At 71.5% G+C, this 26,318-nt stretch carries 24 protein-coding genes; 15 read left to right on the top strand and 9 right to left on the bottom strand.

All coding sequences use genetic code 11. From position 1 onward, the window contains the following. Positions 1-8 precede the first annotated feature (8 nt). A complete protein-coding gene (locus tag ABZ915_RS21805) occupies positions 9-830 on the bottom strand; it encodes a helix-turn-helix transcriptional regulator (protein WP_361805420.1) in 822 nt (273 codons plus the stop codon). Positions 831-1,009: 179 nt separating this feature from the next. Here ABZ915_RS21805 and ABZ915_RS21800 point away from each other — a divergent pair, with 179 nt between their 5' ends. After that, a complete protein-coding gene (locus ABZ915_RS21800) occupies positions 1,010-1,576 on the top strand; it encodes an ATP-binding protein (RefSeq protein WP_361805417.1) in 567 nt (188 codons plus the stop codon). A gap of 113 nt (positions 1,577-1,689) precedes the next feature. On the opposite strand, the gene ABZ915_RS21795 is transcribed toward ABZ915_RS21800, so the two are convergent. Then, entirely contained in the window at positions 1,690-1,899 is a 210-nt protein-coding gene (locus ABZ915_RS21795) for a hypothetical protein (RefSeq protein ID WP_361805414.1), read from the bottom strand. Between the two features lie 201 nt (positions 1,900-2,100). Next, entirely contained in the window at positions 2,101-5,073 is a 2,973-nt protein-coding gene (locus tag ABZ915_RS21790; protein ID WP_361805411.1) for a BTAD domain-containing putative transcriptional regulator, read from the bottom strand. Positions 5,074-5,285: 212 nt separating this feature from the next. Here ABZ915_RS21790 and ABZ915_RS21785 point away from each other — a divergent pair, with 212 nt between their 5' ends. From ABZ915_RS21785 to ABZ915_RS21755, 7 genes are all read left to right on the top strand, one after another. After that, entirely contained in the window at positions 5,286-6,599 is a 1,314-nt protein-coding gene (locus ABZ915_RS21785) for an amidohydrolase family protein (protein ID WP_361805408.1), read from the top strand. Positions 6,600-6,729: 130 nt separating this feature from the next. Further along, positions 6,730-8,211 carry an FG-GAP and VCBS repeat-containing protein gene (locus ABZ915_RS21780; RefSeq protein WP_361805405.1) on the top strand — a complete coding sequence of 494 codons (1,482 nt, stop codon included), beginning with the start codon at positions 6,730-6,732 and terminating at the stop codon, positions 8,209-8,211. A gap of 132 nt (positions 8,212-8,343) precedes the next feature. Next, positions 8,344-9,309 carry an LLM class F420-dependent oxidoreductase gene (locus ABZ915_RS21775; RefSeq protein ID WP_361805402.1) on the top strand — a complete coding sequence of 322 codons (966 nt, stop codon included), beginning with the start codon at positions 8,344-8,346 and terminating at the stop codon, positions 9,307-9,309. Between the two features lie 8 nt (positions 9,310-9,317). Beyond that, a complete protein-coding gene (locus ABZ915_RS21770) occupies positions 9,318-10,088 on the top strand; it encodes an SDR family oxidoreductase (RefSeq protein ID WP_361805399.1) in 771 nt (256 codons plus the stop codon). A gap of 97 nt (positions 10,089-10,185) precedes the next feature. Next, positions 10,186-11,304 carry an LLM class flavin-dependent oxidoreductase gene (locus ABZ915_RS21765; RefSeq protein ID WP_361805396.1) on the top strand — a complete coding sequence of 373 codons (1,119 nt, stop codon included), beginning with the start codon at positions 10,186-10,188 and terminating at the stop codon, positions 11,302-11,304. A gap of 10 nt (positions 11,305-11,314) precedes the next feature. Further along, positions 11,315-13,045 carry a D-aminoacylase gene (locus tag ABZ915_RS21760; RefSeq protein WP_361805393.1) on the top strand — a complete coding sequence of 577 codons (1,731 nt, stop codon included), beginning with the start codon at positions 11,315-11,317 and terminating at the stop codon, positions 13,043-13,045. Continuing rightward, positions 13,042-14,493: an aldehyde dehydrogenase family protein gene (locus tag ABZ915_RS21755; protein WP_361805390.1), complete on the top strand. Its 1,452-nt coding sequence runs from the start codon at positions 13,042-13,044 to the stop codon at positions 14,491-14,493. The genes ABZ915_RS21760 and ABZ915_RS21755 overlap by 4 nt, the downstream gene beginning before the upstream one ends. Before the next feature lie 13 nt (positions 14,494-14,506). Here the strand turns inward: ABZ915_RS21755 and ABZ915_RS21750 are convergent, their stop codons facing one another. Continuing rightward, complete coding sequence (locus tag ABZ915_RS21750; RefSeq protein ID WP_361805387.1) at positions 14,507-14,902, bottom strand: nitroreductase family deazaflavin-dependent oxidoreductase; 396 nt, start codon at positions 14,900-14,902, stop codon at positions 14,507-14,509. Positions 14,903-15,002: 100 nt separating this feature from the next. Here ABZ915_RS21750 and ABZ915_RS21745 point away from each other — a divergent pair, with 100 nt between their 5' ends. Beyond that, on the top strand, positions 15,003-16,040 hold the full coding sequence (locus ABZ915_RS21745) for a permease (protein WP_361805384.1): 1,038 nt from the start codon (positions 15,003-15,005) through the stop codon (positions 16,038-16,040). After that, positions 16,037-16,786, top strand: a complete 750-nt coding sequence (locus ABZ915_RS21740) for a TIGR03943 family protein (RefSeq protein ID WP_361805381.1) — start codon at positions 16,037-16,039, stop codon at positions 16,784-16,786. The genes ABZ915_RS21745 and ABZ915_RS21740 overlap by 4 nt, the downstream gene beginning before the upstream one ends. 6 nt (positions 16,787-16,792) lie before the next feature. Here ABZ915_RS21740 and ABZ915_RS21735 read toward each other — a convergent pair whose 3' ends face one another. Beyond that, entirely contained in the window at positions 16,793-17,485 is a 693-nt protein-coding gene (locus ABZ915_RS21735; RefSeq protein ID WP_361805378.1) for a GntR family transcriptional regulator, read from the bottom strand. Between the two features lie 94 nt (positions 17,486-17,579). Here ABZ915_RS21735 and ABZ915_RS21730 point away from each other — a divergent pair, with 94 nt between their 5' ends. Further along, the gene (locus tag ABZ915_RS21730) at positions 17,580-18,119 is read left to right on the top strand and encodes a YbhB/YbcL family Raf kinase inhibitor-like protein (protein ID WP_361805375.1); all 540 of its coding nucleotides are present in this window, start codon (positions 17,580-17,582) and stop codon (positions 18,117-18,119) included. A 66-nt stretch (positions 18,120-18,185) separates the two neighbouring features. Here the strand turns inward: ABZ915_RS21730 and ABZ915_RS21725 are convergent, their stop codons facing one another. Further along, positions 18,186-19,709, bottom strand: a complete 1,524-nt coding sequence (locus ABZ915_RS21725) for a CehA/McbA family metallohydrolase (protein WP_361805372.1) — start codon at positions 19,707-19,709, stop codon at positions 18,186-18,188. A gap of 142 nt (positions 19,710-19,851) precedes the next feature. Between ABZ915_RS21725 and ABZ915_RS21720 the strand changes: the two genes are divergently transcribed. The 4 genes from ABZ915_RS21720 (at position 19,852) to ABZ915_RS21705 (ending at position 24,907) form a co-directional block, all read left to right on the top strand. Next, positions 19,852-20,691, top strand: a complete 840-nt coding sequence (locus ABZ915_RS21720; RefSeq protein ID WP_361805369.1) for an LLM class F420-dependent oxidoreductase — start codon at positions 19,852-19,854, stop codon at positions 20,689-20,691. A 93-nt stretch (positions 20,692-20,784) separates the two neighbouring features. After that, a complete protein-coding gene (locus tag ABZ915_RS21715) occupies positions 20,785-20,991 on the top strand; it encodes a hypothetical protein (protein ID WP_361805366.1) in 207 nt (68 codons plus the stop codon). Positions 20,992-21,058: 67 nt separating this feature from the next. Continuing rightward, positions 21,059-23,644 carry a bifunctional FO biosynthesis protein CofGH gene (locus tag ABZ915_RS21710; RefSeq protein ID WP_361805363.1) on the top strand — a complete coding sequence of 862 codons (2,586 nt, stop codon included), beginning with the start codon at positions 21,059-21,061 and terminating at the stop codon, positions 23,642-23,644. Positions 23,645-23,776: 132 nt separating this feature from the next. Further along, on the top strand, positions 23,777-24,907 hold the full coding sequence (locus tag ABZ915_RS21705; RefSeq protein ID WP_361805360.1) for an NAD(P)/FAD-dependent oxidoreductase: 1,131 nt from the start codon (positions 23,777-23,779) through the stop codon (positions 24,905-24,907). A 156-nt stretch (positions 24,908-25,063) separates the two neighbouring features. Here ABZ915_RS21705 and ABZ915_RS21700 read toward each other — a convergent pair whose 3' ends face one another. The 3 genes from ABZ915_RS21700 to ABZ915_RS21690 all read right to left on the bottom strand — a co-directional run bounded on the left by ABZ915_RS21700 (position 25,064) and on the right by ABZ915_RS21690 (position 26,283). Next, a complete protein-coding gene (locus ABZ915_RS21700; RefSeq protein ID WP_361805357.1) occupies positions 25,064-25,249 on the bottom strand; it encodes a hypothetical protein in 186 nt (61 codons plus the stop codon). After that, positions 25,246-25,707: a prevent-host-death family protein gene (locus tag ABZ915_RS21695; protein ID WP_361805354.1), complete on the bottom strand. Its 462-nt coding sequence runs from the start codon at positions 25,705-25,707 to the stop codon at positions 25,246-25,248. Before ABZ915_RS21695 ends, ABZ915_RS21700 begins: the two co-directional genes overlap by 4 nt. A 78-nt stretch (positions 25,708-25,785) precedes the next feature. Continuing rightward, positions 25,786-26,283, bottom strand: a complete 498-nt coding sequence (locus ABZ915_RS21690) for a DUF2165 domain-containing protein (protein ID WP_361805351.1) — start codon at positions 26,281-26,283, stop codon at positions 25,786-25,788. Positions 26,284-26,318 lie beyond the last annotated feature (35 nt).

Here is a 26,318-nt window from a genome sequence, read left to right as displayed (position 1 = left end):
CGGTAGTCCTATGCCGCTCGTTCGACCAGGGCCAGGGACGCCTCTGGCGGGAGTGCGGCGGCCCTGAGCAGATCGTACGACCTGCGGTAGTCCTTCACGAGCGCCGGAAAGTCGATGAGTTGGCCATTGTGGAGCCCCTCTGTGTAAGCCACCGGCGGGGCATCCGCGAAGGTCGTGATCCTCATCATGCCCATCATGAACGGGTGGGTGTGCGCCGTTTCCGGGAGGATCTGCAGAACGCCTTGCGTGGAGCGGATCACGTGGGCGATGCGCTCCAGTTGTACCGCCATCTCCGCCGGATGTAGCAGGGGTTTGCGGACCAGGGACTCGTGCAGAACCGCCCAGAACGCCGGGCGCCCTTCGCGATTCCAGATCTCCGCGCGCTTCAGTCGGGCCTGGACCTGCCTGCCGACCGTCTCGGGCGGAAGCCACGGCAGGGACGTGTGAACGACGGCCTCAGCGTACGCCTGGGTTTGCAGCAGCCCCGGTACCAACATCGGCGCCCAGTCCTCGATGGTCTCGGCGTGCCGCTCCATCTCCGCCACCTCCGCGAAGTACTCCGCATGCCCCGACTGCCGTGCTCTCCGGGCGTCTTCACAACGCCGCTCGAAAAAGCCGTCGGTCTTCAGGACCTGGTCGACGTGCCGGGCGAGATCCACCGGCATGCGCCGCTCGCCGCGCTCGATCTGGCTCAGGAACGGGACGCCTCGGAAGCTTCCCTCCGCCAGTTGTTCGAGCGTGAGGCCGGCCAGTTCGCGCTGGTAGCGCAACTCGGCGCCGTAGAAGGAGGGGACGTTCGCGGACGCGTCGGGATCCTTGCGTGGGGGCACTGTCCACCCCCGTTTGCCAGTTGCGCTTGCGCAGTCGAAATCCCTTCAACGGTACGCGGATCGGCGTCACTGTGTGACTGATTCGTCACAGAGAGCACAGGAAGGTGTTACGGGACGTGCCCCCACAAACCCCACAACCCCCCACTCCCAGTTCCGGCGTCTACGACTCGACTCTCTGCGTGGAGGAGTTGCGCGACGCCCTCGCCGCCCACGGCATCACGCTGCCTTCCCTCCGGGTGGACTTGCCGAGCTTCGCGGCGGAGTACCGGCCTCCGGCGGGACTGATCGCGCTCGGCAACTGCAATGCCGCGACCGCGTACAGGCTGGCGGCGGTGTTGCGAGGTGACGGCCGGATGCAGGGTCCACCACCGCTGGACCTGGAGCTAGCGGCCATGCCTGAGGCGCTTGCGGGCTTGCGCCGCACGGTGCGCCGCCACCTGGACGTGCCCTGCGACGATGTCCAGCTCTGCGTCACCGAACTCGTCGCCAACGTCGTCCGGCACGTGGGGGAGGGCACTCCGGTCCGCGTACGGGTGGCTCGCACGGACGGTGGCTGCGTTCGTGTGGAGGTCACCGACCCGGACGCGCGGGCCCTGCCGGTGCTCGTGCGGGCGGCGGATGACGAGGAGGAGGGGCGTGGGCTCGCCCTGCTCGATGCGGTGGCGTCGCGGTGGGGGGTGGAGCAGGGGAGCGTCGGCAAGACCGTTTGGTGCGAGCTGGGCGGCCCGATGCCACTGGGTACATGACGCTGGGGCCGAGCTTGGGCTCGGCCCCAGTCGTGAGGCAGCGCTGCACGCCTCGGCCGCGGCGGCATCCCCTCCGCGCCGCCGCGGCCGAGCCCCCGTCGTGTGCGAGAGCCTTACGCCTTCTCGGAGCCGGCGTGGTTCTCGAGGGTCTTCGCGATGCCCTCTTCCACGACACCGGCGTGGTTCTCGAGCGGCTTGATGGTCTCGCTCTCCGTGGTGCTGCCCGCGTGGTTCTCCAGGGGCTTGACGGTGGAGCCGTCGTCCGGGCTGCCGGCGTGGTTCTCCAGCGTGGTGATCTTGTGCTTCTTCGAGGTGTCGCTCATCGTCGGCAACTTTCTGTCGAGCGTTGTGGGGCGATCCGCCCGCCCGGCGACTCCCCCGAGGGTCTCCGGACGGGCGTCAAGGCCGCTCACCATAACGGTGGGGCCAAGTGCCGTGCCGTCTGCCCCCCGACGCGACGGACCGGCATGTATGAGAATGGCGGCCGGCGATAAACAAACAATGAACGTCGCGTCAGGCAACCATCAGGCCGCGGCGGCCGGCCGGAGGAGTGCCTTCACCTGCTCGGCCTCGGCGGCGCCGAACTGCTCGTGAATGCTGAGGGCCTCGCTCCAGCACGCCCTCGCCCGGTCGGTCTGTCCGAGCTGGTTGAGGGCCTGGCCGAGCGTTGTCAGTACGTTGGCCCGCATCCAATCACCTCCGATGACCTTGAGGGCGAGTCCTTGCTCGGCGTGGCGTGCCGCCAAGGCGTGGCTTCCGGCGGCGAGATGGGTCTCGGCGATACGGAAGTTGGCCGTGCCCTCCCAAAGGCGCTGCCGGTTCTCCTGGAACAGCCGGAGCGCTTCGTGGAGTTGCTCCAGAGCCTCCGGACCACGATCGGCGGCGCTGAGCGCGATACCGAGGGCAAGCCGCGCGTTGGCGACGCGAAGGGTCAGCCCGAGCTGGTCGTAGATGGCGAGTCCTCGCCGTGCCAGCTCGACCGCGCTGGTCAGCCTCCCGAGTTTGACGTGGATGCGGGAGAGATTGCACAGCGCGCTGGCCTCGCCGGGCAGATTTCCGTCCGCCCGGTAGTTGACGATCGCCTCCTGGAGGTGCCTCTCCCCGTCGTCGTTGCGTCCTTGGTAGAGGGCGATGATTCCCCGGTCGTTGGGAGCCCAGCAGCAGGGCGCGAGGTCTCCTGACTCCTGAGCGAGCAGGATCGCCAGGCGTGCCTCCTCATCGGCCTGCGTGAACTTGTCGGACACCAGCAGCGCATTGGTCAACGCGGTGCGCGCGCGGCCTTCGGCACGGCTGTCGCCCATCTCCTGGGCCATGTCCCGCAAGGCCACCGCGGTGCTTTCGTACCGGTAGGAGTTCGCCCCGGATTCCGTGAGGTCCTTGGCGACCCACAACAGGTCCACCGCCCGCCGCAGCATGCCGTGCCCTGCGCTCTGCCGGACGCAGGCCAGGAGGCAGTCGCCTTCCGCGTACAACCAGTCCACGGCGGCCTTGGAGTCGGTGAAGGTCAGGCCCGGGTGCCGAGTGGGCTCGAGATGGTCCACCAGCCGGTCCCCCGGCCGCTCGATCGCGTAAACCCCCGCCGCCGTGGCCAGGTAGAAGTCCAGCAACCGCGACATCGCCGAACCCCGTTCGCTCGGGGGCTGTTCGTCCCGTTCCGCGCACGCACGCGCGTAGAGCCGGACCAGGTCGTGGAAGCGGTAGCGTCCGGGCGCGGCCGATTCCAGCAGCGACGTGTCGACCAGGGCCTCCAGCAGGTCCTCGGTGTCTTCCGCCGGCAGGTCCAGCACCGCGGCCGCCGCCGCCAGCGACACATCCGGCCCGTCCGCCAGTCCCAGCAGCCGGAATGCTCGGGCCTGGGCCGGTTCCAGGGCGCCGTAGCCGAGTTCGAAGGTTGCCTTGACCGCGAGGTCGCCGGCCTGGAGTTCGTCCAGGCGGCGGCGTTCGTCCGCGAGCTTCGCCGCCAGTACGGACACCGTCCATGTGCGCCGGGCCGCCAGGCGCGAGGCCGCGATGCGGATCGCGAGGGGGAGGAAGCCGCACGCCGCCACCACGTCCAGCGCGGCCTCCCGCTCGCTCGCCACCCGCTCGTCGCCCACGATCTTGGTGAACAGGGAGAGGGCCTCGTCGGGGGACATCACGTCCAGGTCGACGAGGTGCGCGCCCGCCAGATCCACCATCCGGACCCGCGATGTCACCAGCGCCGCGCAGCCTTCAGTGCCCGGCAGCAGCGGCCGCACCTGGGCCGCGTCCTTCGCGTTGTCCAGCAGGACCAGTACCCGGCGGCCGTCGAGGACCGAGCGGTACAGCGCCGCCCGCTCCTCCAGGGAGTCCGGGATCGCCGAGTCCGCCGTGCCGAGTGCCCGCAGGAACGAGCCCAGTACCGTCTCCGGCTCCGCCGACCGCGCGCCCGCGCCCTGGAGGTCGACGTACAACTGGCCGTCGGGGAAGGCGGAACGCGCCTGGTGCGCGACGTGCACCGCGAGTGTCGTCTTGCCCACGCCGCCGATCCCGGCCAGCGCCGACACCGCCATCACCCGGCCGCCACCGCCGGCGTCGGTCTCGGACGCCGATGCCAGCACCTCGCTCAGCTCGCCCACGAAGGCGGCACGGCCCGTGAAGTCCGGGACGGTCGCCGGAAGCTGTGCCGGGCGTACCGGTACCACCGCCGGTTCCGTCACCGGCGCCGAGAACTCGGCGAGGGCCGGGTCCGCCTGGAGGATCTTCTGCTGGAGTTCCTTCAGGCCCGGGCGTGGGTCCACGCCCAGTTCCTCCGCCAGCAGGCGCCGTGTGTCCGCGTACACCGCCAGCGCCTCCGCCTGGCGACCGCTGCGGTACAGCGCCAGCATCAGCAGTTCACGCAGCCGCTCGCGCAGGGGATGGGCGGCGGTGAGGGCCGTCAGTTCCGAGACCGCCTCCGCGTGGCAGCCCTGCTCCAGGTCCATGTCGAGGCGGGATTCGAGGAGTTGGAGGCGCCATTCCTCCAGGCGGACCCGCTGCGCGTCCGCGTACGGGCCAGGGACTCCTGCCAGGGCTTCACCGTCCCACAGCCCCAGCGCCCGGTTCAGCACCTCCCGCGCATGGCACAGGTCCCCGGCGCCGCGCGACTTCTCCGCCTCCGCCGTCAGGTCCTGCGCCACCACCAGATCCAGCGCGCCCTCGCCGAGGGAGCGCACCGCGTAGCCGCCGGACTCGCTCACCAGGACTCCGGGGTCCAGGACCTTCCGCAGTCGTGAGGCGTAGGTACGGACCGCCGCGAGGGCCTGCGAGGGGGGCTCGGGGCCCCACAGCGCGTCGATCAGTTCCGCGGCGGTCGCCGTGCGGCCCTCGCGCAGCAGCAGGGCGGCGAGCAGGGCGCGCTGCTGGGGGGAGCCGGTGCTGAGCGGCTCCTCGCCGCGCCAGGCGCGCACCGGACCGAGCACGCTGAAGCGCAGCGCCGTCGGCTCCCCGGAGGAGGAGCCGGGGCGCCGCTGCTCCGGTACTCGCGGTACACCGTCCATGCGTTGGTCCCCCTAGGCATCCCGAACAACTCCGTCAGTTTGCCTTGTTCAGTGTGGTTGCGTCAGCCGTGGGAGACGCCGATCACAGGCCGACTCACGGGAGTCCACAACCCCCTCACATGCTCTCCGCACACATACGCACAGACCCCATCATCGGAGACCATCGAACACGGTAGCTGACGGTCCGTCAGATCAGCGCTAACGTGGGCGTCATGGACACCCACGACACCCGGATCGACGCCCCCGATGCCCTCGAAACCCCCGGTGACTTCCCGCGGATCATCTCCGTCGACGACCACACCGTGGAGCCCGCGCACGTCTGGCAGGACCGGCTTCCCAGTAAATACCGGGATATAGGGCCGCGTATCGTCCGTGCGCCTCTGAAGGAGATGACCTTCCTCGGTGGCCGGTTCAAGCCCGTCATGGGCGATCCGGGCGACCCGGGCGACGACGCGCCGGTCGGCGACTGGTGGGTGTACGAGGATCTGCACCGGCCCCTCACCCGCCTCGACACCGCCGTCGGCTACAGCAGGGACGAGATCAAGCTCGAAGTCATCACGTACGAGCAGATGCGGGCGGGCTCGTACGACGTCCCCGCGCGCCTCGCCGACATGGACGTCAACCATGTGCAGTCGGCCCTGTGCTTCCCCACCTTCCCGCGCTTCTGCGGGCAGACCTTCACCGAGGCGAAGGACCACGAGCTGGGTCTGCTGTGCGTGGAGGCGTACAACGACTGGATGGTGGAGGAGTGGTGCGGGCCCGAGGCGCGTGGGCGGCTCATCCCGCTCACCCTCATTCCGCTGTGGGACGCCGAACTGGCCGCCGCCGAGGTCCGGCGGAACGCCGCGCGCGGTGTCCGGGCCGTCGCCTTCTCCGAGATACCCCCGCACCTCGGCCTGCCCTCCGTCCACACCGACGCCTGGGACCCCTTCCTCGCCGCCTGCGACGAGACCGGCACCGTCGTCGCCATGCACATCGGTTCCAGCAGTCGCATGCCCTCCACCTCCGCCGACGCACCGCCCGCCGTCGGCTCCACCATCACCTTCGCCAACTGCTGCTTCTCCATGGTCGACTGGCTGATGAGCGGCAAGTTCGAGCGGTTCCCGAATCTGAAGGTGATGTACGCGGAGGGGCAGATCGGGTGGATTCCGTACATTCTTGAGCGGGCCGATGTGGTGTGGGAGGAGAACCGGGGCTGGGGCGGCGTCGCCGACAAGGTGCACCGGCCGCCCTCCGAGCTCTTCGCCGAGCACGTCTACGGCTGCTTCTTCGACGACGCCTTCGGGCTCAGGAACCTGGACTCCATCGGCCTCGGCAACGTCCTGTACGAGACCGACTACCCCCACTCCGACTCCACTTGGCCGAAGTCCCGCGAGGTTGGCGAGGCGCAGATGGGGCACCTGGCGGTGGATGTGGTCGAGCGGATCGTGCGAGGGAACGCGATCGGGCTGCTGGGGCTGACGGAGGACGGTCTGTGGCCCGGCAGTGGGGAGGGTGGAGTGGGCGGAGCGGGCGGCGCCGGTTAACGCCCGGGGAATTCCCGTCGTCCTCCCGTGCAACCACGTCACCGCCAGACGAGTCGTACTGGACGACGGCGTGGGGATCTTGACTCTCCCGCTGTCAACTGACCGCAGGAAAACGGGAGTTGGGTTCCACATGGGCAAGCACAGGTTTCGTCCCCGTCTCGGACTCGTGGCCGCCGTGGCCGTCGCCGGGGCCGTCGTCGGACCGGTGAGCGCGCACGCGGCCGGCACGCAGGGCGCCGGGGTGCGGAGCGTGCGCGCCGACTTCAACGGCGACGGGTACGCGGACCTCGCCGTCGCCGCCTCCTGGGGCAAGGTCGGCGGGCACGCCCGTGCGGGGTACGTGAGCGTCGTGTACGGCTCCTCGAAGGGGCTGGACACCAAGCACCGGCAGGTCATCAGCCAGAACACGGCGGGCATACCCGGCTCCGCGGAGGCCGACGACTACTTCGGCTCCGGCCTGGCCCTCGGCGACCTGGACGGCGACGGGTACGCGGACCTGGTCGTCGGCGCGAGCGGCGAGGACATCGGTTCCGTGCGGAACGCGGGCACGCTGACCGTCGTCTGGGGCGGGAAGGAGGGGCTGTCCGGCGGTACGAACGTGGCGACCGGCACCGAGGGTGACCGGGTCGAGGCCCAGCACCTCGCCCTGGGGGACTACGACGGTGACGGCCGGCTCGACCTGGCCACCTCCACCCGCCTGCTGGAGGGCCCCTTCACCCGCACCGCGGGCGCCGCGCGCTCCGCCGGCCTCTCCTTCGACTCCGACTACGCCCTCGACGACCTCGCGGCCGGGGACGTCGACCACGACGGCGTCACCGACCTGGTCGCGCTCATCCACGACCACAGCGACGACGACAGCTCCGACCCGGACGCCACCGCGCCCCGTGCGGTCTACCTGCACGGCAGCAAGCAGGGCCTGGGTGCCCCGGCCGTCCTGAAGAAGGCCGACGGCACCCGGGTGCGCGGCGGCTCCAGCCTCGGCATCGGCGACGTGAACAAGGACGGGTACGCGGACCTGGTCATCGGGCGGCCCCTCGACGGCTCCGGTGAGACCCCGGTCGACCCGGCGCTCCTCGGCGGCCAGGTCGGGGTCGTGTACGGCTCGGCCGCCGGGCCCGACACGTCCCGCACCACGGTCATCAACCAGAACACGGCCGGCGTACCCGGCGCCTCCGAGGCCGGTGACGGCTTCGGCTGGGGTGTCTCCGTCGCCGACGTCAACGGCGACGGCTACGCCGATGTCGCCGCCGGTTCCCCGAACGAGGACATCGGCAAGGTCGCCTCGGCCGGCGCGGTGACCGTGCTGCGCGGCGGCAAGGGCGGGCTGACCGGCGCCGGTGCCGTGTCCTTCAACCAGGACACCGCGGGCGTGCCCGGCACGGCCGAGCAGAACGACTTCTTCGGCAGCCACACCGCACTGGCCGACACCGATCACGACGGCCGCGCCGAGCTGTACGTCGGCGCCCCCGGCGAGAACACCTTCGACGGCGCCGCCTGGGCCTTCCGCTCCACCGGTACCGGGCCGACCGCCTCCGGCTCGGCCTCCTTCGGGCCCGCCACCCTCGGCGCGCCCGTCACGGACGCCAACTTCGGCGACGGCTTCGCGCGCTGACGCGAGCCGCACCGGCCCCGTCTCTGCGGCCGCCCATCTCTGCGGCCCCTCTTGTCTGACGGATCGTCAGCTACGACGATGTGCCCAGCGGTCGTCGTCTGACGATCCGTCAGTCTTGCAGAGGGGGTCATCGTGCCCGTCCCGCCCCAGGAGAGCCCCGAAGAACGCCCCGAGCGGCGCCTCGCCTACGGCATCCAGCTCCCCGTCCAGTCCCAGAGCACCCTCTACGCGGAGGCCTGGGAGGCGAGCGCCGCTCCCGCCGACCTGGTCGAGATCGCCCGCGCCGCCGACCGTGCCGGCTTCGCCTACATCGCCTGCTGCGACCACGTCGCCATCCCGCGCCGCCTCGCGCCCGCGATGAGCACGGTCTGGTACGACCCCGTCGCCACCCTCGCCCACCTCGCCGCCGTCACCGAACGCGTCCGGCTGCTCAGCCATGTCGCGGTCGTCGCCCTCCGGCACCCGCTCGTCACCGCCAAGCAGTACGCCACCCTCGACCACCTCGGCGGAGGGCGGCTGATCCTCGGGGTGGGCGCCGGGCACGTGCGGGAGGAGTTCGAGGCGCTGGGCGTGGACTTCGAGCGGCGCGGCCCCCTGCTCGACGAGTCCATCGACGCGCTCCGGGCGGCCCTGGGGCCGGAGGAGTACCCCGAGCACCACGGCAAGGAGTACGACTTCGAGGGGCTCGGGCAGCGGCCCCGGCCCGCTCAGCCGCGGGTCCCCCTCTGGGTGGGCGGCTCCTCGCCCGCCGCCGTGCGCCGGGCCGCGCTCAAGGGTGACGGCTGGCTGCCGCAGGGGGACCCGCGGGACCGGCTGCCCGCGCAGATCGCCCGGATCAAGGACCTGAGAAGCCGGGCCGGGATCGAGGCGCCCCTGACCGTCGGCGCGATCACCGAGCCCCTGTACGTCGGCCGGCCCGGCTGGGACACCGGCCGCCGCACCCTCACCGGCGCCCCCGAGGCCCTCGCCGAGTCGCTCCGGGCGTACCGCGCGATGGGCGTGCACCAGATCCAGGTGCGGTTCCGCTGCCGGAGCCGCGCCGAACTCACCGATCAGATAGCCGTCTTCGGGGCCGAGGTCGCCCCCGCACTGGACTGAGGAGAGACATGGCCAAGCTGGACGGACGCGTCGTCATCATCACCGGGGCGGCGCGCGGGCAGGGCGAGCAGGAGGCGCGGCTCTTCGCGGCGGAGGGCGCGCGGGTGGTCGTATCGGATGTGCTGGACGACCAGGGGGAGGCGCTGGCCAAGGAGCTGGGGGCGACGTTCGTCCACCTGGACGTGAGCCGGGAGGAGGACTGGCAGGCCGCCCTCGCCGCCGCGCGGAAGGCGTACGGGCGGGTCGACGGGCTGGTCAACAACGCGGGCATCCTGCGCTTCAACTCCCTGGTGGACACTCCGCTGGAGGAGTTCATGCAGGTCGTGCAGGTCAACCAGGTCGGCTGCTTCCTCGGTATGAAGACGGTCGCGCCCGCGCTGGCGGAGGGCGGGACGATCGTCAACACCGCCTCCTACACCGCGCTGACCGGTATGGCGGCCGTCGGCACGTACGCCGCGACCAAGCACGCCGTCCTCGGGCTCACCCGGGTCGCCGCCCTGGAGCTGGCGCAGCGGAAGATCCGCGTCAACGCGATCTGTCCGGGCGCCATCGACACCCCGATGTCCAACCCGGCCCGGCTGGACCCGGACGCCGACGCCGAGGAGACCTCCCGCGCGCTGGACGAGCTGTACCGCAAGCTCGTGCCGCTGGGCCGGATCGGCAGGCCGGAGGAGGTGGCCCGGTTGGCGCTCTTCCTCACCTCGGACGACTCCTCGTACATCACCGGGCAGCCGTTCGTGATCGACGGCGGGTGGCTGGCGGGAGTGACCGTCATCTGACGAGCCGTCAGCTATTGACGGTGCATGCGGGCGGTGCAACAGTCGGGCGGCAGGAAATCTGACGGTGTGTCAGTAAGTGTAGGGACGGTGAACCGCCTTGGAATTCGGGCTCTTTGTACAGGGATACGTGGGCAAGCGAGCCGAGACCGACCCGCTGGCCGAGCACAAGGCACTGATGGAGGAGACCGAGTACGTCATCCAGGCGGACAAGTCCGGCTTCAAGTACGCCTGGGCCTCCGAGCACCACTTCCTGGAGGAGTACTCCCACCTCTCCGCCAACGACGTCTTCCTCGGCTACCTCGCCCACGCCACCGACCGCATCCACCTCGGCTCCGGCATCTTCAACCCCCTCGCCCAGGTCAACCACCCCGTGAAGGTGGCCGAGAAGGTCGCCATGCTCGACCACCTCAGCGAGGGCCGCTTCGAGTTCGGCAGCGGGCGCGGCGCCGGCTCCCACGAGATCCTCGGCTTCCTCCCCGGCATCACCGACATGAACTACACGAAGGAGATCTGGGAGGAGACCATCGCCGAGTTCCCCAAGATGTGGCTCCAGGACGAGTACACGGGCTTCCAGGGCAAGCACTGGCAGCTGCCCCCCAGGAAGGTGCTCCCCAAGCCGTACGGGAAGTCGCACCCGGCCATGTGGTACGCGGCCGGGTCCCCGCCCTCCTACTCGATGGCCGCGAAGAAGGGGCTCGGGGTGCTGGGCTTCAGCATCCAGAAGGTCTCCGACATGGAGTGGGTGCTGGAGCAGTACAAGACGGCGATCGTGAACGCCGAGCCCGTCGGGGACTTCGTCAACGACAACGTGATGGTGACGACCACCGCCATCTGCGCCCCCACCCACGACGAGGCCATCCGGATCGCGGCCGCCGGCGGCCTGCACTACCTGCCCTCCCTCGTCTTCCGCTACCACGACACCTTCCCGCGCCCGGAAGGCTTCCCGGAGTGGCCGGAGACGCTGCCCGAGTACACCCCCGAGTTCGTCGAACTCCTCGTCGAGGAGGAGCTGCTGATCTGCGGCGACCCCGACGAGGTGCTGCGCCAGTGCAAGCGCTGGGAGCAGGCCGGCGCCGATCAGCTCAGCTTCGGGCTGCCGGTCGGGGTGCCCAAGGAGGAGACCCTCCAGACGATCCGGCTGATCGGGGAGCACGTGATCCCGAAGATCGACACGGATCCCGTCCACCGGACCACCCGGTTCCGGGAAGCGGCGTAGGGGGCCGGGGATGCTGGACCACGTCATCAAGGGGGCGACCGTCGTCGACGGGACGGGCGCCCCCGCCCGCACCGCCGACGTCGGTGTACGGGACGGCCGGATCGCCGCCGTCGGCGAGATCACCGAGGACTCCCGGACGCGTGAGGACGCGCACGGCCTCGTCCTCGCGCCCGGCTTCGTCGACCCGCACACCCACTACGACGCCCAGCTCTTCTGGGACCCGTACGCGACACCCTCGCTGAACCACGGCGTGACGACGGTCGCCGCCGGCAACTGCGGCTTCACCCTCGCCCCCCTCAACCCGGACCGGCCCGAGGACGCCGACTACACCCGCCGGATGATGTCCAAGGTGGAGGGCATGTCCCTGGTCGCCCTGGAGGAGGGCGCGCCCTGGAGCTGGCACACCTTCGGGGAGTACCTGGACGCGCTGGAGGGCCGGATCGCCGTCAACGCGGGCTTCATGGTGGGGCACTGCGCGCTCCGCCGGTACGTGATGGGCCCGGACGCGGTCGGCGGGCAGCCCACACCGGAGCAGCTGGAGCGGATGCTCCGCCTCTTCCACGAGGCGATGGACGCGGGCGCCTGGGGCCTGTCCACCACCCAGTCGTCCACGCACTCCGACGGCGACGGCCGACCGGTCGCCTCCCGCCACGCGCGCCCCGAGGAACTGCTCGCCCTGGCACGGGCCGTCGGCGAACACGAGGGCACCCAGATCGAGGCGATCGTCGCGGGCTGCCTCGACCAGTTCAGCGACGCCGAGATCGACCTGTTCGTGGAGATGAGCGCGAGCGCCGGACGCCCCCTGAACTGGAACGTCCTCACCGTCGACGCGGCCGTCCCCGAGCGAGTGCCCAGACAGCTGTCGGCGAGCGAGCGGGCCCGCAAGGCCGGCGGCCGGGTCGTGGCACTCACCATGCCGATCCTCACCCCGATGAACATGTCCCTGGGCACCTTCTGCGCGCTGAACCTGATCCCCGGCTGGGGCGAGATCCTCGGCCTGCCCGTCCCCGAGCGGATCGCCCGCCTGAGCGACGCGGAGGTCCGGGCGGAGATGCTGCGCCGCGCCGACTCCAAGGAAGCGGGCGTCTTCCGGCGGCTGGCGAACTTCAGCAGGTACGTCATCGGCGACACCTACAGCGAGGCCAACCGCGGACTCACCGGCCGCGTCGTCCGGGACATCGCCGAGGAGCGGGGCCAGGACCCCTTCGCCTGCCTGGTCGGTATCTGTGCCGCCGACGACCTGCGTACGGTCCTGTGGCCCATGCCCACCGACAACGACCCGGCGTCCTGGACGCTCCGGGCGGAGACCTGGCAGCACGAGGACGTACTGCTCGGCGGCTCCGACGCGGGCGCGCACCTGGACCGCATGTGCGGGGCGCCGTACACCACCCGGTTCCTCGGGGACTGCCTGCGCGGGCGCAGGCTGGCCGGCCTCGAACAGGCGGTGAAGATGCTGACGGACGACCCGGCACGCCTCTTCGGCCTGCGCGAGCGGGGCCGGATCCGGGAGGGCTGGCATGCCGACCTCGTCCTGTTCGACCCGGAACGGATCGACGCGGGCCAGGCCACCCTGGTGCACGACCTGCCGGGCGACAGCCCACGGCTGGACGCGAGGGCCATCGGGATACGGGCCGTCTGGGTCAACGGGGTCGAGGCGATCCGGGACGACACGGTGACCGGGGCGGTGCCGGGGCGGGTGCTGCGCTCGGGGCGGGACACCCGGACGGTGAGCACGAAGTGAGCGAGGGCCAGCGGCTGTTCATCGGCGGCGCCTGGGTGGAGCCGGGCGGCGGCCACTACCCGGTGACCGACCCGGCGGCCGAGGAGACCGTCGGCTGGGCACCGGAGGCCACACGGGAGCAGGCGCAGGCGGCCTGCGCCGCGGCCCGCGAGGCCTTCGGCCCCTGGTCCCGCACCCCGCCGGAGGAACGGGCGGCGGTCCTGGACCGGGCCGCCGACCACATCCGCGCCCACCTGGTGCCGTACACCGACCTGGCCCGCGCCGAGACCGGCGCCACCACCGGCACCGCCCGCGCCATGCAGGTCGGGGTCGCCGCGGCCCGCTTCCGCCGGTACGCCCGCGTGGAACCGGCCGAATGGGCGATCCCGCCGCAGATCAACGAGGCGGGCCCGATGGGGAAGGCCGGCGTGATGGGCGCGCTGGCCGTGCGCCAGCCGGTGGGCGTCGTCACCTGCGTGACGTCGTACAACAACCCGTGGGCCAACCCGGCCGGGAAGGTCGCCCCGGCGCTGGCCATGGGCAACACGGTCGTGGTGAAGCCCGCCCCGCAGGACCCGCTGTCCGTCTACCGCATGGCCGAGGCCCTTCAGGCGGCCGGGGCGCCACCCGGCGTGGTGAACGTCGTCTCCGGCCGGGAGGTGGCCGTCGGCGAGGCGACCGTCGCCTCGCCCGACGTCGACATGGTGAGCTTCACCGGCTCCACGGCGGTCGGCCGGCGCATCGCCGAGGTGTGCGGGCGCGGCATGAAACGGCAGCTGATGGAGCTGGGCGGGAAGGGCGCGGCGATCGTCTTCGAGGACGCGGACCTCGGCTCGGCGGTCGCGGGCATCGGCACGACCTTCTCCTTCTACAGCGGGCAGATCTGCACGGCGCCGACGCGGGTGTTGGTGCAGCGGGCGGTGTACGACGCCCTCGTCTCGGCACTGGCCGCGTACGCGGGCCGGCTCAAGGTGGGGAAGCCGAGCGAACCGGACACGGTGGTGGGCCCGGTGATCTCCGCCGAGCACCGGGACCGGGTGGAGTCGTACGTGGAACTCGCCCGCAAGGAGGGCGCCACGGTGGTCACCGGCGGCGAACGCCCGCCGCTCGACCACGGCTTCTACGTCTCCCCGGCCCTCCTCGCCGACTGCACCAACGACATGCGGGCCGTCCGCGAGGAGATCTTCGGCCCGGTGGTCTCGGTCGTCCCCTTCGACGACGAGGAGGAGGCGGTCGCCCTCGCCAACGACTCCGACTACGGCCTGATCGACTACGTCTGGTCCGGCGACGTCGCCAGGGCCTTCCGGGTGGCCAGGCGGCTGCGGGCCGGCGGGGTCGGGGTCAACACGGTCGGCCGCAACATGGAGGCGCCGTTCGGCGGGTTCAAGAGCAGCGGAGTCGGCCGGGACGTGGGGGTGTACGCCCTGCACGCGTACAGCGAGGTGCAGGCGATCGTCTGGCCGGGGTGAGAGCCCGCCCGGGTCAGGAGGTCAGATCCACCCGCACGGTCAGCAGACCGGTCCCCAGCGCCCGCACCGCCGCACTGTTCATCCGGGGCAGGTGGCGCAGGCGGGCCACCGGGTCGTCGTCGGGCAGCAGATGGGCGGTCCCGGTGTGCCACCGCCCGGCGATCCGGACCCGGACCGCCGGGTTCGCCTTGATGTTCCGTACGTACTGTGACCGTTCCCCGAACTCGGACACCAGCCAGAAGGAGTCCCCGACCCGGCGTCCGCCCACCGGGGTCTGCCGTGGCAGCCCGGAGACGCGGCCGGTGGTCTCCAGCACGGTCTGGAAGGGGAGGCGGCGCAGCACCGGATTGCCCACGTGGCGCTGGAAGCCGGTGGTGGTGCGGAAACGGAGATCGGAGAGACGGGACATGGCCGAAAAGCTCCCTCGGAATGGGCTTTGGGGTGGGCTTGACCTGTAAGCGCAGCTTCCACGCTATGTTCGACCCGGCGTCAAAGTGGTGGGAGCTGGGGTGCAAAGGACAGTAGAACCGGAGGAGGCGGCGGAGGCCACGGAGGCAGGAGCCGCGGTCACCGAGCAGGACGCACGCCCGGCTCCGCCCCGCTTCTGGCCGCTCCTTCTCCTCGCGGCGGCCGTGCTTCCCGGTGCCGCGGTCGTCCTCGTCGGCCGCTGGCCGGAGGGCCCGGCCCTCCAGGCTTGGCGGACCGTGTGCCTCGCGGTCACCGTGCAGGCGATGCCGTTCCTGCTCCTGGGCACGGCACTGTCGGGCGCGATCAACGCGTTCGTGCCGACGCGGGTCTTCACCCGGCTGCTGCCCGGCCGGCCCGCGCTCGCCGTCCCGGTCGCCTCCGTCGCCGGGGCCGTGCTGCCCGGCTGCGAATGCGCCTCGGTGCCGGTCGCGAACAGCCTGATCGGCCGCGGGGTGACGCCCGCGGCGGCCTTCGCCTTCCTCCTGTCGGCGCCCGCGGTCAACCCGGTCGTCCTGACCGCCACCGCCATCGCCTTCCCCGGCAACCCGGCCATGGTCCTGGCCAGGCTCCTCGCCTCGCTCGCCGCCGCCGTCGTCATGGGCTGGCTGTGGCTGTGGCGGGGCCGCGAGGAGTGGCTGAGGCCGGCCGCCCGGCACACCGGCCACCGGGCGGGCCACAGCCGCTGGACGGAATTCAGGCAGGGCTTCCAGCACGACTTCCTGCACGCGGGCGGCTTCCTCGTCGTCGGCGCCATGGCGGCGGCCACCTTCAACGTCACCGTTCCGCGCTCCGTCCTCGACACCTTCTCAGGCTCGCCCTGGCTGTCGGTCCTCTTCCTCGCCGGACTGGCAGTGCTGCTCGCGGTCTGCTCGGAGGCCGACGCCTTCGTGGCCGCCTCCCTCACCGGCTTCTCGCCCGTCGCACGGCTCGCGTTCATGGTCGTCGGCCCCATGGTCGACCTCAAGCTGATCGCCCTCCAGACGGGCACGTTCGGCCGGGCCTTCGCGGTCCGCTTCTCCGCCGCCACGCTGGTGGTCGCCGTCCTGTGCGCCGCCCTGATCGGGGGAGTCCTGCTGTGAAGCGCCCGCTGCCCGTGATCCTGCTCGCCCTCACCGGCGCGGGCCTGCTGTACGCCTCGCTCTTCACCGACGTGTACCTGCGGTACGTCCGGCCGGGCATGCACCTGATGCTGGTCGCGTCGGGGGTGGTGCTGCTCGCGCTGGCGGCGGCGGAGGCCTGGTCCTGGCGGAAGCCGGACGCGGACGACCACGGCGGCGCGGAGCACCATGACGAGGAACACGGGCACGACCATGCGGGCGTCCCCCGCGCCGCATGGCTGCTGCTGCTCCCCGCGCTGAGCCTGCTCCTCTACGCCCCGCCGGCCCTCGGCGCGTACACCGCCTCCCACGCGGCCGCCAAGGAGGTCACCCGGCAGTCGCACTTCGACCCGCTGCCCGCGACCTCCCCGCTGCCGATCACGCTGACCGACTTCACCCGCCGCGTCCAGCAGGACCGGGGGCAGGCCGTCAAGGGCCGCACCGTCCGGATGACGGGGATCGTCACGCCCGCGGGCAAGGGCGGCGGCTGGTACCTGACCCGGATCATCATCTCGTGCTGCGCGGCGGACGCCCAGACGGTGAAGGTACGCGTTTACGGCGCCCAGGCCCCCTCCGCCAACACCTGGGTCGCCGTCACAGGCGCCTGGCACCCCGGCGGCACCCTGGGTACGAGCAGCGCCCCGGCCGCCCTCGACGCCCGGACCCTGAAGAAGGTCCCGCGCCCGGTGAACGGCTACACGGACGATCTGCCGCTGCCGGGCATGTGACTGTCCTCAGGGGTTCCCGGGGGTGCGGTCGGTCAGTCCGGCCGCGGTCTGGCTGAGGTGCTGGGCCAGTACCTCGGCTGCGGTGTCGGCGTCGCGGGCCAGCGCCGCCTCCTCCAGCCGGCGGTGCTCGCCGACACCGTCCCGGTCGGGGTGGCGGAGCGTCGACAGGCGGCGGGCCAGTTCGCTCGCGGTCCACATCCGGTCGAAGGTCTCCATCAGGACGGGGTTGCCGCAGCCCTCCAGCAGGGTGCGGTGGAAGACCCGGTGGGCCTCCGCCCAGGCGCCGCTGTAGTACTCGCTCTCCTCCGGCGCGTACACCGGGGTGCGGGCCAGCCGGTGGTGGGCGGCTCGTACCCGGGCCTCCCAGTCGACGTCGCCGCGTTCGACGGACATGCGCAGCATGACCGGTTCGATGGTCCGGCGGGCCTCCGCGATCTCCTGCCAGCGGCGGTCGGAGAAGGCCGGGACGGCGAAACCGCGGTTGGGCAGCCGGTCGGCGAGACCGTCCCCGACCACGCGCACGAGCGCCTCGCGCACGACGGCCAGGCTCACGCCCTGCTCCTTGGCGAGGTCCTGCGGTTTGAGGGCGTCACCGGGGGCGTAGTCCCCGCGCATGATCGCGTCCCGCAGACGTGCGTAGACCTGCTCGGAGAGCATCTGCTTCCCCGACGGGACGGGGCTGTGGGCCGGCTGGGTCATGAGGGTCAGCATAGACGATCCCCTGAATAATCGATTATTAGTGTTATCGTCGATCCATCACTTCCCGACAGCACTGCTTGAAAGGAACGACGCGATGAGCGCCAACGACCCCTTCGCCCGCCTCCCCGAGGCGGCCTCCTTCACCGTCACCAGCACCACCGTCACCGACGGCGCCGCCTGGTCGCCCGAGCAGTTCTCCGGCATCTTCGGCGTCCCCGGCGGGAAGGACGTCTCCCCGCAGCTGTCCTGGAGCGGCGCCCCGGAAGGCACCAGGAGCTACGCCGTCACCGTCTACGACCCCGACGCCCCCACCGGGTCCGGGTTCTGGCACTGGGCGGTCGCCGACATCCCCGCCACCGTCACCGAGCTGCCCGAGGGCGCCGGCGACGACACCGGCTCGGGCCTGCCCGAGGGCGCCTTCCAGCTGCCGGGCGACGCCCGCGCCGCCCGCTTCATCGGCGCCGCCCCGCCGGCCGGGCACGGCCCGCACCGCTACTTCGTCGTGGTGCACGCCCTCGACGTCGAGACGATCGGCGTCGCGGCCGACGCCACCCCGGCCGTCCTCGGCTTCACCATGGCCGGTCACACCCTCGGCCGCGCGGTCCTGATCGCCACCGCCGAAACCCCGGCCTGACGAGGCCCCCACCCGGGCCCCCGCTTCCCGGGCGGCCCCACGTTCACGACTCGACCGGCGTCGCTCCTACCCGCCCCACCGCCCGAGGAAGATCGGGTTGGTGAGGGCGGCCAGCGCCCCCGGCACAGTCCCCGCTGCCGTCTCGTGGCGTAGCTCGGCCCGTGTGTAGGCCGCGTAGGCGGGGGTCGTGCGCCACTCCACCACCCCGGAGCCGGACACCGGCAGCGGGTCGCTCGTCAGCAGCGTGCCCTGGTCGGTGATGATGCGGGCCGTGCAGCGCGGGGCGCCGGAGATCTCGAGGCGGACCGTCACCGGGGTGTCGGGGTCGACCTCCAGCCGCTCCCCGATGCCCGCGTGCCGGCCCCGGTCGCTCGTCGCGGTGAAGGTCAGGGAGATGTTCTTGGACTCCGCGATGTACGAGCGGCCGGCGCGGATGCCCTCCTGGACGGCCTCGCGGGTCAGGTCGTCGGCCAGGACGACGGTCTGGGGGCTGCCGACCACGTCCGGGTCGCGGTGGGCGTCGCTGTTGCCCATCGCCGGGAGCCACACCCGGCCACCCGCCCGCCCCTCCCGGACGTACGCGACGAGCAGGTTGTCCCACTCGGCCAGCGTGACCTCGTCGTCCGGTGTGTACGGGCCGTTCCACACCTCCACGGCGTCCGCCTCGCCGAAGCCGAACTTCCAGCCGCAGCCCACGCAGGTGGCGTGCGGATGGGCGGGGACGACCAGGCCGCCGGCCCGGCGGATGCGGCTCGCGAAACGCCCGAAGCGGTTGTCCCGCGCCCGGTAGCGCCAGTCGACGAAGGTGCCGGGGTCGGTACCGAGGGCCACGACGTGGCCGTTCCTCGTCGTGACCTCCTCGCCGAGCATGATCAGCAGGTCGTCGCCCGCCTGGTCGGCCCAGTGGGCGTGGGCGGAGTGGGTGTTGTGGTCCGAGGAGTTGATGAAGTCGAGGCCCGCCGCACGGGCGAGGGCCGCGATCTCGGCCGGGGTGCGGCGGCCGTCGGAGTACCAGGAGTGCAGGTGGCAGTCGCCCCGGTACCAGGCCCGGCCCCGGCCCCTGGCCCGGGAGGGCGGGTACACCGGGGGTGCCGTGGTCCCCGGTTCGCCGTACGTCAGCGTGATCGTGAGCTCGTACGCCAGGCCCTGCGGCGCCACCGTGTAGGGGCCCAGGGCGATGTGCCACGTGCCCTCCCGCACCGGTCCCGGGAGGTAGCCCGGCGTGGCGTCGTCCGCGCGGATGAAGAACTCGGTGCGGGCGCCGCCCGACCAGCCCCTGAAGCCCCGGCCGCCGAGTTCGGTGCCGTGCTGGTCGAAGATGCCGATGTCGAGTGCGTTGCCCTGGGTGCCGGCCGGGACGGTCGGCTTCTCGTAGGTGTAGGAGACCTTGATCTCCCGTACGCCCTGGGGGACTTCGACGGGTACGTACACGAAGTCCGGGGAGCCGGGCGGCAGCGTGCCGCGTACCGTCCGGGTCTCCTGGCCTTGGTCGTCCGCCGCCGCGAAGCTCACGCTTCCCAACGTAAGCGCGGCCGCCGCTCCCGTCACGAACAGGGCGCGTCTTCCGATGCCGTGCGCGTCATCACACATGGGGCCACCGTCCTGTGCGGGCGTGAACTCTCCTCGTATGCAAGGGAAGGGCGAGTTGACAGCTTGTCATGGACGCATCTGCGGATGGATGTGCCGACCAGTCGGTATGGACAGTTGCCCCCCACCCCGCTACATGTGGGACATGCGAATCGCCGTCACGATCTTCCTGACCGACGAGACCATCACCCCCACCCGGCTCGCCCGTGAGCTGGAGCAGCGCGGGTTCGCCGGGCTGTACCTGCCCGAGCACACCCACATCCCGGTCGAGCGGACCACCCCGTACCCGATGGGCGGCGAGCTGCCGCGCGAGTACGGCCGTACCCTCGACCCCTTCGTCGCGCTCGGCCAGGCGGCAGCCGTGACGGAGCGGCTGGGGCTCGGTACCGGTATCACCCTCGTGGCCCAGCACGACCCGATCGACCTCGCCAAGCAGGCCGCCACGCTGGACCACCTCTCCGGCGGCCGGCTCACCCTCGGCATCGGCTTCGGCTGGAACGTCGAGGAGGCCGCCGACCACGGCGTGGCGTGGGGCACGCGGCGGGAACTGGTCCGGGACCGGATGGCGCTCATGCGGGCGCTGTGGACCGAGGAGCCGACCGGGTACGAGGGCGAGTTCGGGGGCGTGCGGGCCAGCCACGCCCACCCCAAGCCCGCACAGAAGCCGCGCGGACCGGTCGTCGGACCCCGGACGCTCGTGGGCGGGGCCGCCGGGCCCAAGCTGTTCGCGCACATCGCGGAGTATGCCGACGGGTGGCTGCCGATCGGCGGACGCGGGCTCACCGGGTCGCTGCCCGTGCTGCGCGCCGCCTGGGCCGATGCCGGCCGCGACCCCGCCGCCCTCCAGATCGTGCCGTACGCCGTCGAGCCGACCCCGGGCAAGCTCGCGCACTACGCCGAACTCGGCATCGAGGAGGTCGTGGTGCAGTTGCCGCCGGCGGGGGAGACGGAGGTACTGCGCGCGCTCGACGCGATCCAACCGTAAGATCTCGACTCGGGTCCGCATCGGATCGGCTTCTGACCATCGCCGATCACAGCGGGAAACGGGGGAGAGACTTCACTTGGGCACGGTCGCGTCATGAGGCTTTTCTGGTTGGTGCGCTTCGCGGTGCACATCAACGAATTCGGTTACAGCAAGGGGGCTTTGGTCGGCACGCTCGGCACGGTCGCCGTGTTGCTCGCCGCCCTGGTGATCTGGTCCGCACTGCGCCGCCACACACCGGCCGACATGATCGCCGCTGGCCTCACGTGTGCCGTCGGTATCGGCTGGCTCGCCCTCCACTGAGCGCGGCGGCGGGTGGCGCGCGGGGCGGCCCTGACCGCCCTGATCACCGCACTCGTATGCTCGAAGGATGACGACTTCCGCGACCTCCGGAACCGGCCCCACCGAGAACTCCATGCGTCGCGCCCTCAAACGTGCCCGGGAGGGCGTCGCTCTCGACGTCGCCGAGGCGGCCGTGCTGCTCCAGGCGCGCGGCGCGGACCTCGATGACCTCACCGCGTCCGCCGCCCGGGTGCGGGACGCGGGCCTCGATGCGGCGGGCCGGCCCGGTGTCATCACGTACTCGAAGAGCGTCTTCATCCCCCTCACCCGGCTGTGCCGGGACAAGTGCCACTACTGCACCTTCGTCACCGTGCCCGGCAAGCTGCGCCGGGCCGGCCACGGCATGTTCATGTCCCCCGACGAGGTGCTCGACATCGCCCGCAAGGGCGCCGCGCTCGGCTGCAAGGAAGCCCTGATCACCCTCGGCGACAAGCCCGAGGACCGCTGGCCGGAGGCGCGCGAGTGGCTCGACGCGCACGGCTACGACGACACCATCGCCTACGTCCGCGCCATCTCCATCCGCATCCTGGAGGAGACGGGGCTGCTGCCCCACCTCAACCCCGGCGTCATGACCTGGACGGACTTCCAGCGCCTGAAGCCGGTCGCGCCGAGCATGGGCATGATGCTGGAGACCACCGCGACCCGCCTGTGGTCCGAGCCCGGCGGCCCGCACCACGGCTCCCCGGACAAGGAACCGGCCGTACGCCTGCGCGTCCTGGAGGACGCCGGCCGCTCGTCCGTCCCGTTCACCTCCGGGCTCCTCATCGGCATCGGCGAGACGTACGAGGAGCGAGCGGAGTCACTCTTCGCGCTCCGCAAGGTCTCCCGGGCCTACCACGGCATCCAGGAGCTGATCATCCAGAACTTCCGCGCCAAGCCGGACACGGCGATGCGCGGCATGCCGGACGCCGAACTGGACGACCTCGTAGCCACGGTGGCGGTGTCCCGCCACATCATGGGGCCCGCGGCCTGCCTCCAGGCCCCGCCCAACCTCGTCGACTCCGAGTACGAACGCCTCATCGGCGCGGGCATCGACGACTGGGGCGGGGTGTCGCCCCTGACCATCGACCACGTCAACCCCGAACGCCCCTGGCCGCAGATCGAGGAACTGGCGCGGAAGTCCGCGGCGGCCGGGTTCGAGCTGCGGGAACGTCTCTGCGTGTACCCGGAGTTCGTCACGCGCGGCGAGCCCTGGCTGGACCCGCGGCTGCTGCCGCACGTACGGGCGCTGGCGGACCCGGCGACGGGGCTGGCGCGTTCCGAGGTTCTTCCGCAGGGGCTTCCGTGGCAGGAGCCGGAGGAGGCGTTCGTGGCCTCCGGCCGTACGGATCTCCACGCGTCGATCGACACCGAGGGCCGTACGTCCGACCGGCGCGACGACTTCGACGAGGTGTACGGCGACTGGGCCGCCCTGCGCGAGGCCGCCGCCCCCGGGATGGCGCCGGAGCGCATCGACACCGACGTACGGCAGGCCCTGCGCACGGCGGCCGCCGACCCGACGCGCCTCACCGACGAGGAGGCCCTGTCCCTGCTGCACGCGGACGGCCCGGCGCTGGACGCGCTGACCCGTATCGCCGACGACGTGCGCAGGTCGGCCGTCGGCGACGACGTCACCTACATCGTCACCCGGAACATCAACTTCACCAACGTCTGCTACACCGGCTGCCGTTTCTGCGCCTTCGCCCAGCGCCGCACGGACGCCGACGCCTACACCCTCTCCCTGGACCAGGTGGCCGACCGGGCCCAGCAGGCCTGGGAGGTCGGCGCGGTGGAGGTGTGCATGCAGGGCGGGATCCACCCGGACCTGCCGGGGACGGCGTACTTCGACATCGCGAAGGCGGTGAAGTCCCGCGTCCCCGGGATGCACGTACACGCCTTCTCCCCGATGGAGGTAGTCAACGGCGCCACCCGCACCGGGATGTCCATCCGCGAGTGGCTGACGGCCGCCAAGGAGGCGGGCCTCGGCTCCATCCCGGGCACGGCGGCGGAGATCCTCGACGACGAGGTCCGCTGGGTCCTCACCAAGGGCAAGCTGCCCACGGCCACCTGGATCGAGGTGGTCACGACAGCCCACGAGCTCGGCATCCGCTCCTCGTCCACGATGATGTACGGCCACGTGGACCAGCCCCGCCACTGGCTCGGCCACCTCCGCACGCTCGCCCGCATCCAGCAACGGACGGGCGGCTTCACCGAGTTCGTCACCCTCCCCTTCATCCACACCAACGCGCCCGTGTACCTGGCGGGCATCGCACGGCCGGGCCCGACCACTCGGGACAACCGCGCCGTCACGGCCATGGCCCGTCTCCTCCTCCACCCCTGGATCCCCAACATCCAGACCAGCTGGGTGAAACTCGGCACCGAGGGCGCGGCCGAGATGCTCCGCTCCGGCGCGAACGACCTGGGCGGCACCCTGATGGAGGAGACCATCTCCCGCATGGCGGGCTCCTCCTACGGCTCCTACAAATCGGTCCGCGACCTGATCGCCGTGGCCGAGGCAGCGGGCCGCCCGGCAAGGCCCCGTACCACGTTGTACGGAGAGGTACCGGAGGAACGGCAGCGCGCGGCGACGGCTTCGGACGGCCATCTCCCGGAGCTGTTGCCGGTGTTGGACTGACCGCCGATCTGCGGTGTCGGTCGCGCATCGGAGGGCTGTCGGTCGGATGTCGGCGGCTCGTCGGCGGTAGTTGGCACCTTTCTGGAGACGGCCGCCCGGAGCCACCGGGCGGCCCGATCCCGAGGAGCCATCATGTACACCCCAGTCACGATCATCGGCGCCGGACTCGGCGGACTCACGCTGGCCCGCGTCCTGCACGTCCACGGCATCCCGGCCGCGGTCTACGAGGCCGATGCCTCCCCATCGGCGCGCACGCAGGGCGGGATGCTCGACATCCACGACTACAACGGGCAGCTCGCTCTTGAGGCGGCCGGCCTGATGGACGAGTTCCGCGCCATCGTCCTGGAGGGCCGCCAGGCGATGCGGGTCTTCGACACGGACGGGACGGTCCTGTTCGAACAGGACGACGACGGCACGGGCGGACGCCCCGAGGCGATGCGCGGCGACCTGCGACGGATCCTGCTCGACTCGCTCCCGGCCGGCACCGTCCGGTGGGGGCACAAGGTCAGCGGCGTCCGCACCCTCGGCGACGGTCGCCACGAGGTGACCTTCGCCGACGGCGGCACCGTCGACGCCCGCCTGCTGGTCGGCGCGGACGGCGCCTGGTCACGGGTGCGGCCGCTGCTCTCCGACGTGATACCCGAGTACGTCGGCACGTCGGTCGTCGAGACCTACCTGTTCGACGCCGACACCCGGCACCCGGCCGCCGCGAAGACGGTCGGCGGCGGGGCGCTGATGGCGCCCTCGCCGGGCCGGGAGATCTTCGCCCACCGGGAGAGCGGCGGCACCCTGCACGCCTATGTGGGGCTGTCCAAGCCGCGGGACTGGTTCGACGGCATCGATTTCGCCGATGCCGCCGCGGCGGTCGCGCGGATCGCGGCGGAGTTCGACGGCTGGGCCCCGGAGCTCACCGCGCTGATCACCGACGGCGACACCGCGCCGGTCCTGCGCTCTCTCCACGCCCTGCCGGCCGAGCACCGGTGGGACCGGGTGCCGGGGGTGACCCTGCTCGGCGACGCCGCCCACCTACAGGCCCCGAACGGCGAGGGCGCCAACCTGGCCATGCTCGACGGCGCCGAACTCGGCCAGGCCCTCGCCGCGCACCCCGACGACATCGAGGCCGCGCTCACCGCGTACGAGCAGGACATGTTCCGCCGTAGCGCCGAGGTCGCCGCTGCTGAAGACGGCGAGCGCTACCGGATCGACTCCGAACACAACAGCGCCCACGACCTGATCAAGATGTTCACCGAGAACGGCCAATGAGCCACTCGGGCCGCGAACTGACGCTCTCCTTAGGGCCCTTGCAGAAGTTCGCCCTGCGCGGCTGGTCAGTGTCCTTGGGGTGGCGCGTGGCCGCGTACACGAGGTACACGGTGCGGCTCTCCTCGTCCACGAGATAGCGCACACGACCCCCTGCCGTCACTTCGTACTCCCACTGGGGGTACTCCCGACCGCCCAGGCTGCCTCGAAACAGCGCCGGGTGTTGCCCGGCGCCTCGGCGCTCAGTTCACCCCATCCCTTGGCCGCATCGTTCGTCGCGAACCGCAGGCGCCATTCCTTGCCGACCGGTGGTGGCGCGACGTCGTCGCCACGCTTCGGACTCACGGCTCGGTCACCTCGCCATGGTCTTTGTCGGGCAGCCGACGGGTGAGCTGGTCCGTGAGCTCCGGGTCGGCGAGGATGCGCGCCGTCGCACGCCATTCGACGACGACTCGGTGCAGGTTGGAGTGGACGTCCAACTGGGCCACGTCGTGGGTGGCGTCGATGAGTTCGGCGACGAACTGCTTCATCTCTTCCGCCGACAGATGGCGTACCCACGGGAACACGGCGGGGAGCGCTCGCAGTATGGCCCGCCCGCCGTCGTCGCTCCGTATGAGTGCGGCGAGCAGGCGGGCCGTGATGTCCGCGGTCTCCTCGCGCTGATGGTCATGGCGAGCCGTCGTGAGGTACAGGTCCTCCCCGTCCCGCCGTGTGATGTGAACACGCTGGGCTCGGTCCAGCGTCTCGGCGACGCGCTTCGAATTCTTCGAGAGCTCGGAGAAGGAGACCATGGGAGTGGACATGAGCCGACGCTACTTCGGAACGTGTTCCGAAGTCGATCGGGGTGCCGCCGCCGTGTCGCTCAGGGCGTGCGAAGGCGATCAGTCGTTCTCCGCGGACGCCCCCGGCAGATACGTCACCAGCAGCGCCACCCCCGTCAGCACGATCACCCGGGTGGCCGCGTCCAGGCCGTTCCACGTCTTCGACTGCCACATCGAGAACCACTCCCCGCCTATCGCGATGAACCCGGCGCCGAACAGCAGCAGGAGCATCAGCAGGCCGATGGTGGAGGCCTGCCGGGCGCGGGGGTGGTGGCGGGCCCACAGGTACGTCGCCGCGATCAGGATCAGCGCCGCGAGCGACTCCCAGACGATGATCGCCACGTACGCGGCGTCCTCCAAGGCGTGCGAGGTGATGGCACGCCACATCAGGTCGTCGTCCTTGAACGTCGTGTCCATCGCGAGCACATGGCGGACGAACTGCTGGTTGGTGCCGAAGTCGGTGATGTTGCCGAAGGCGACGAGAGCGATGTAGAGGGCGACCGTGCCGGTCAGCAGGGTGGCGGCGAGCCATGGGGCACGTGTGGCTGATGTGGTCATGACCGGTTTCTTTCCCCCGTGCGGCCACCGCGTCC

The organism is Streptomyces sp. NPDC046915, assembly GCF_040644935.1.
Lineage (GTDB): Bacteria > Actinomycetota > Actinomycetes > Streptomycetales > Streptomycetaceae > Streptomyces.
This window is presented reverse-complemented; position numbering and strand designations above follow the sequence as displayed.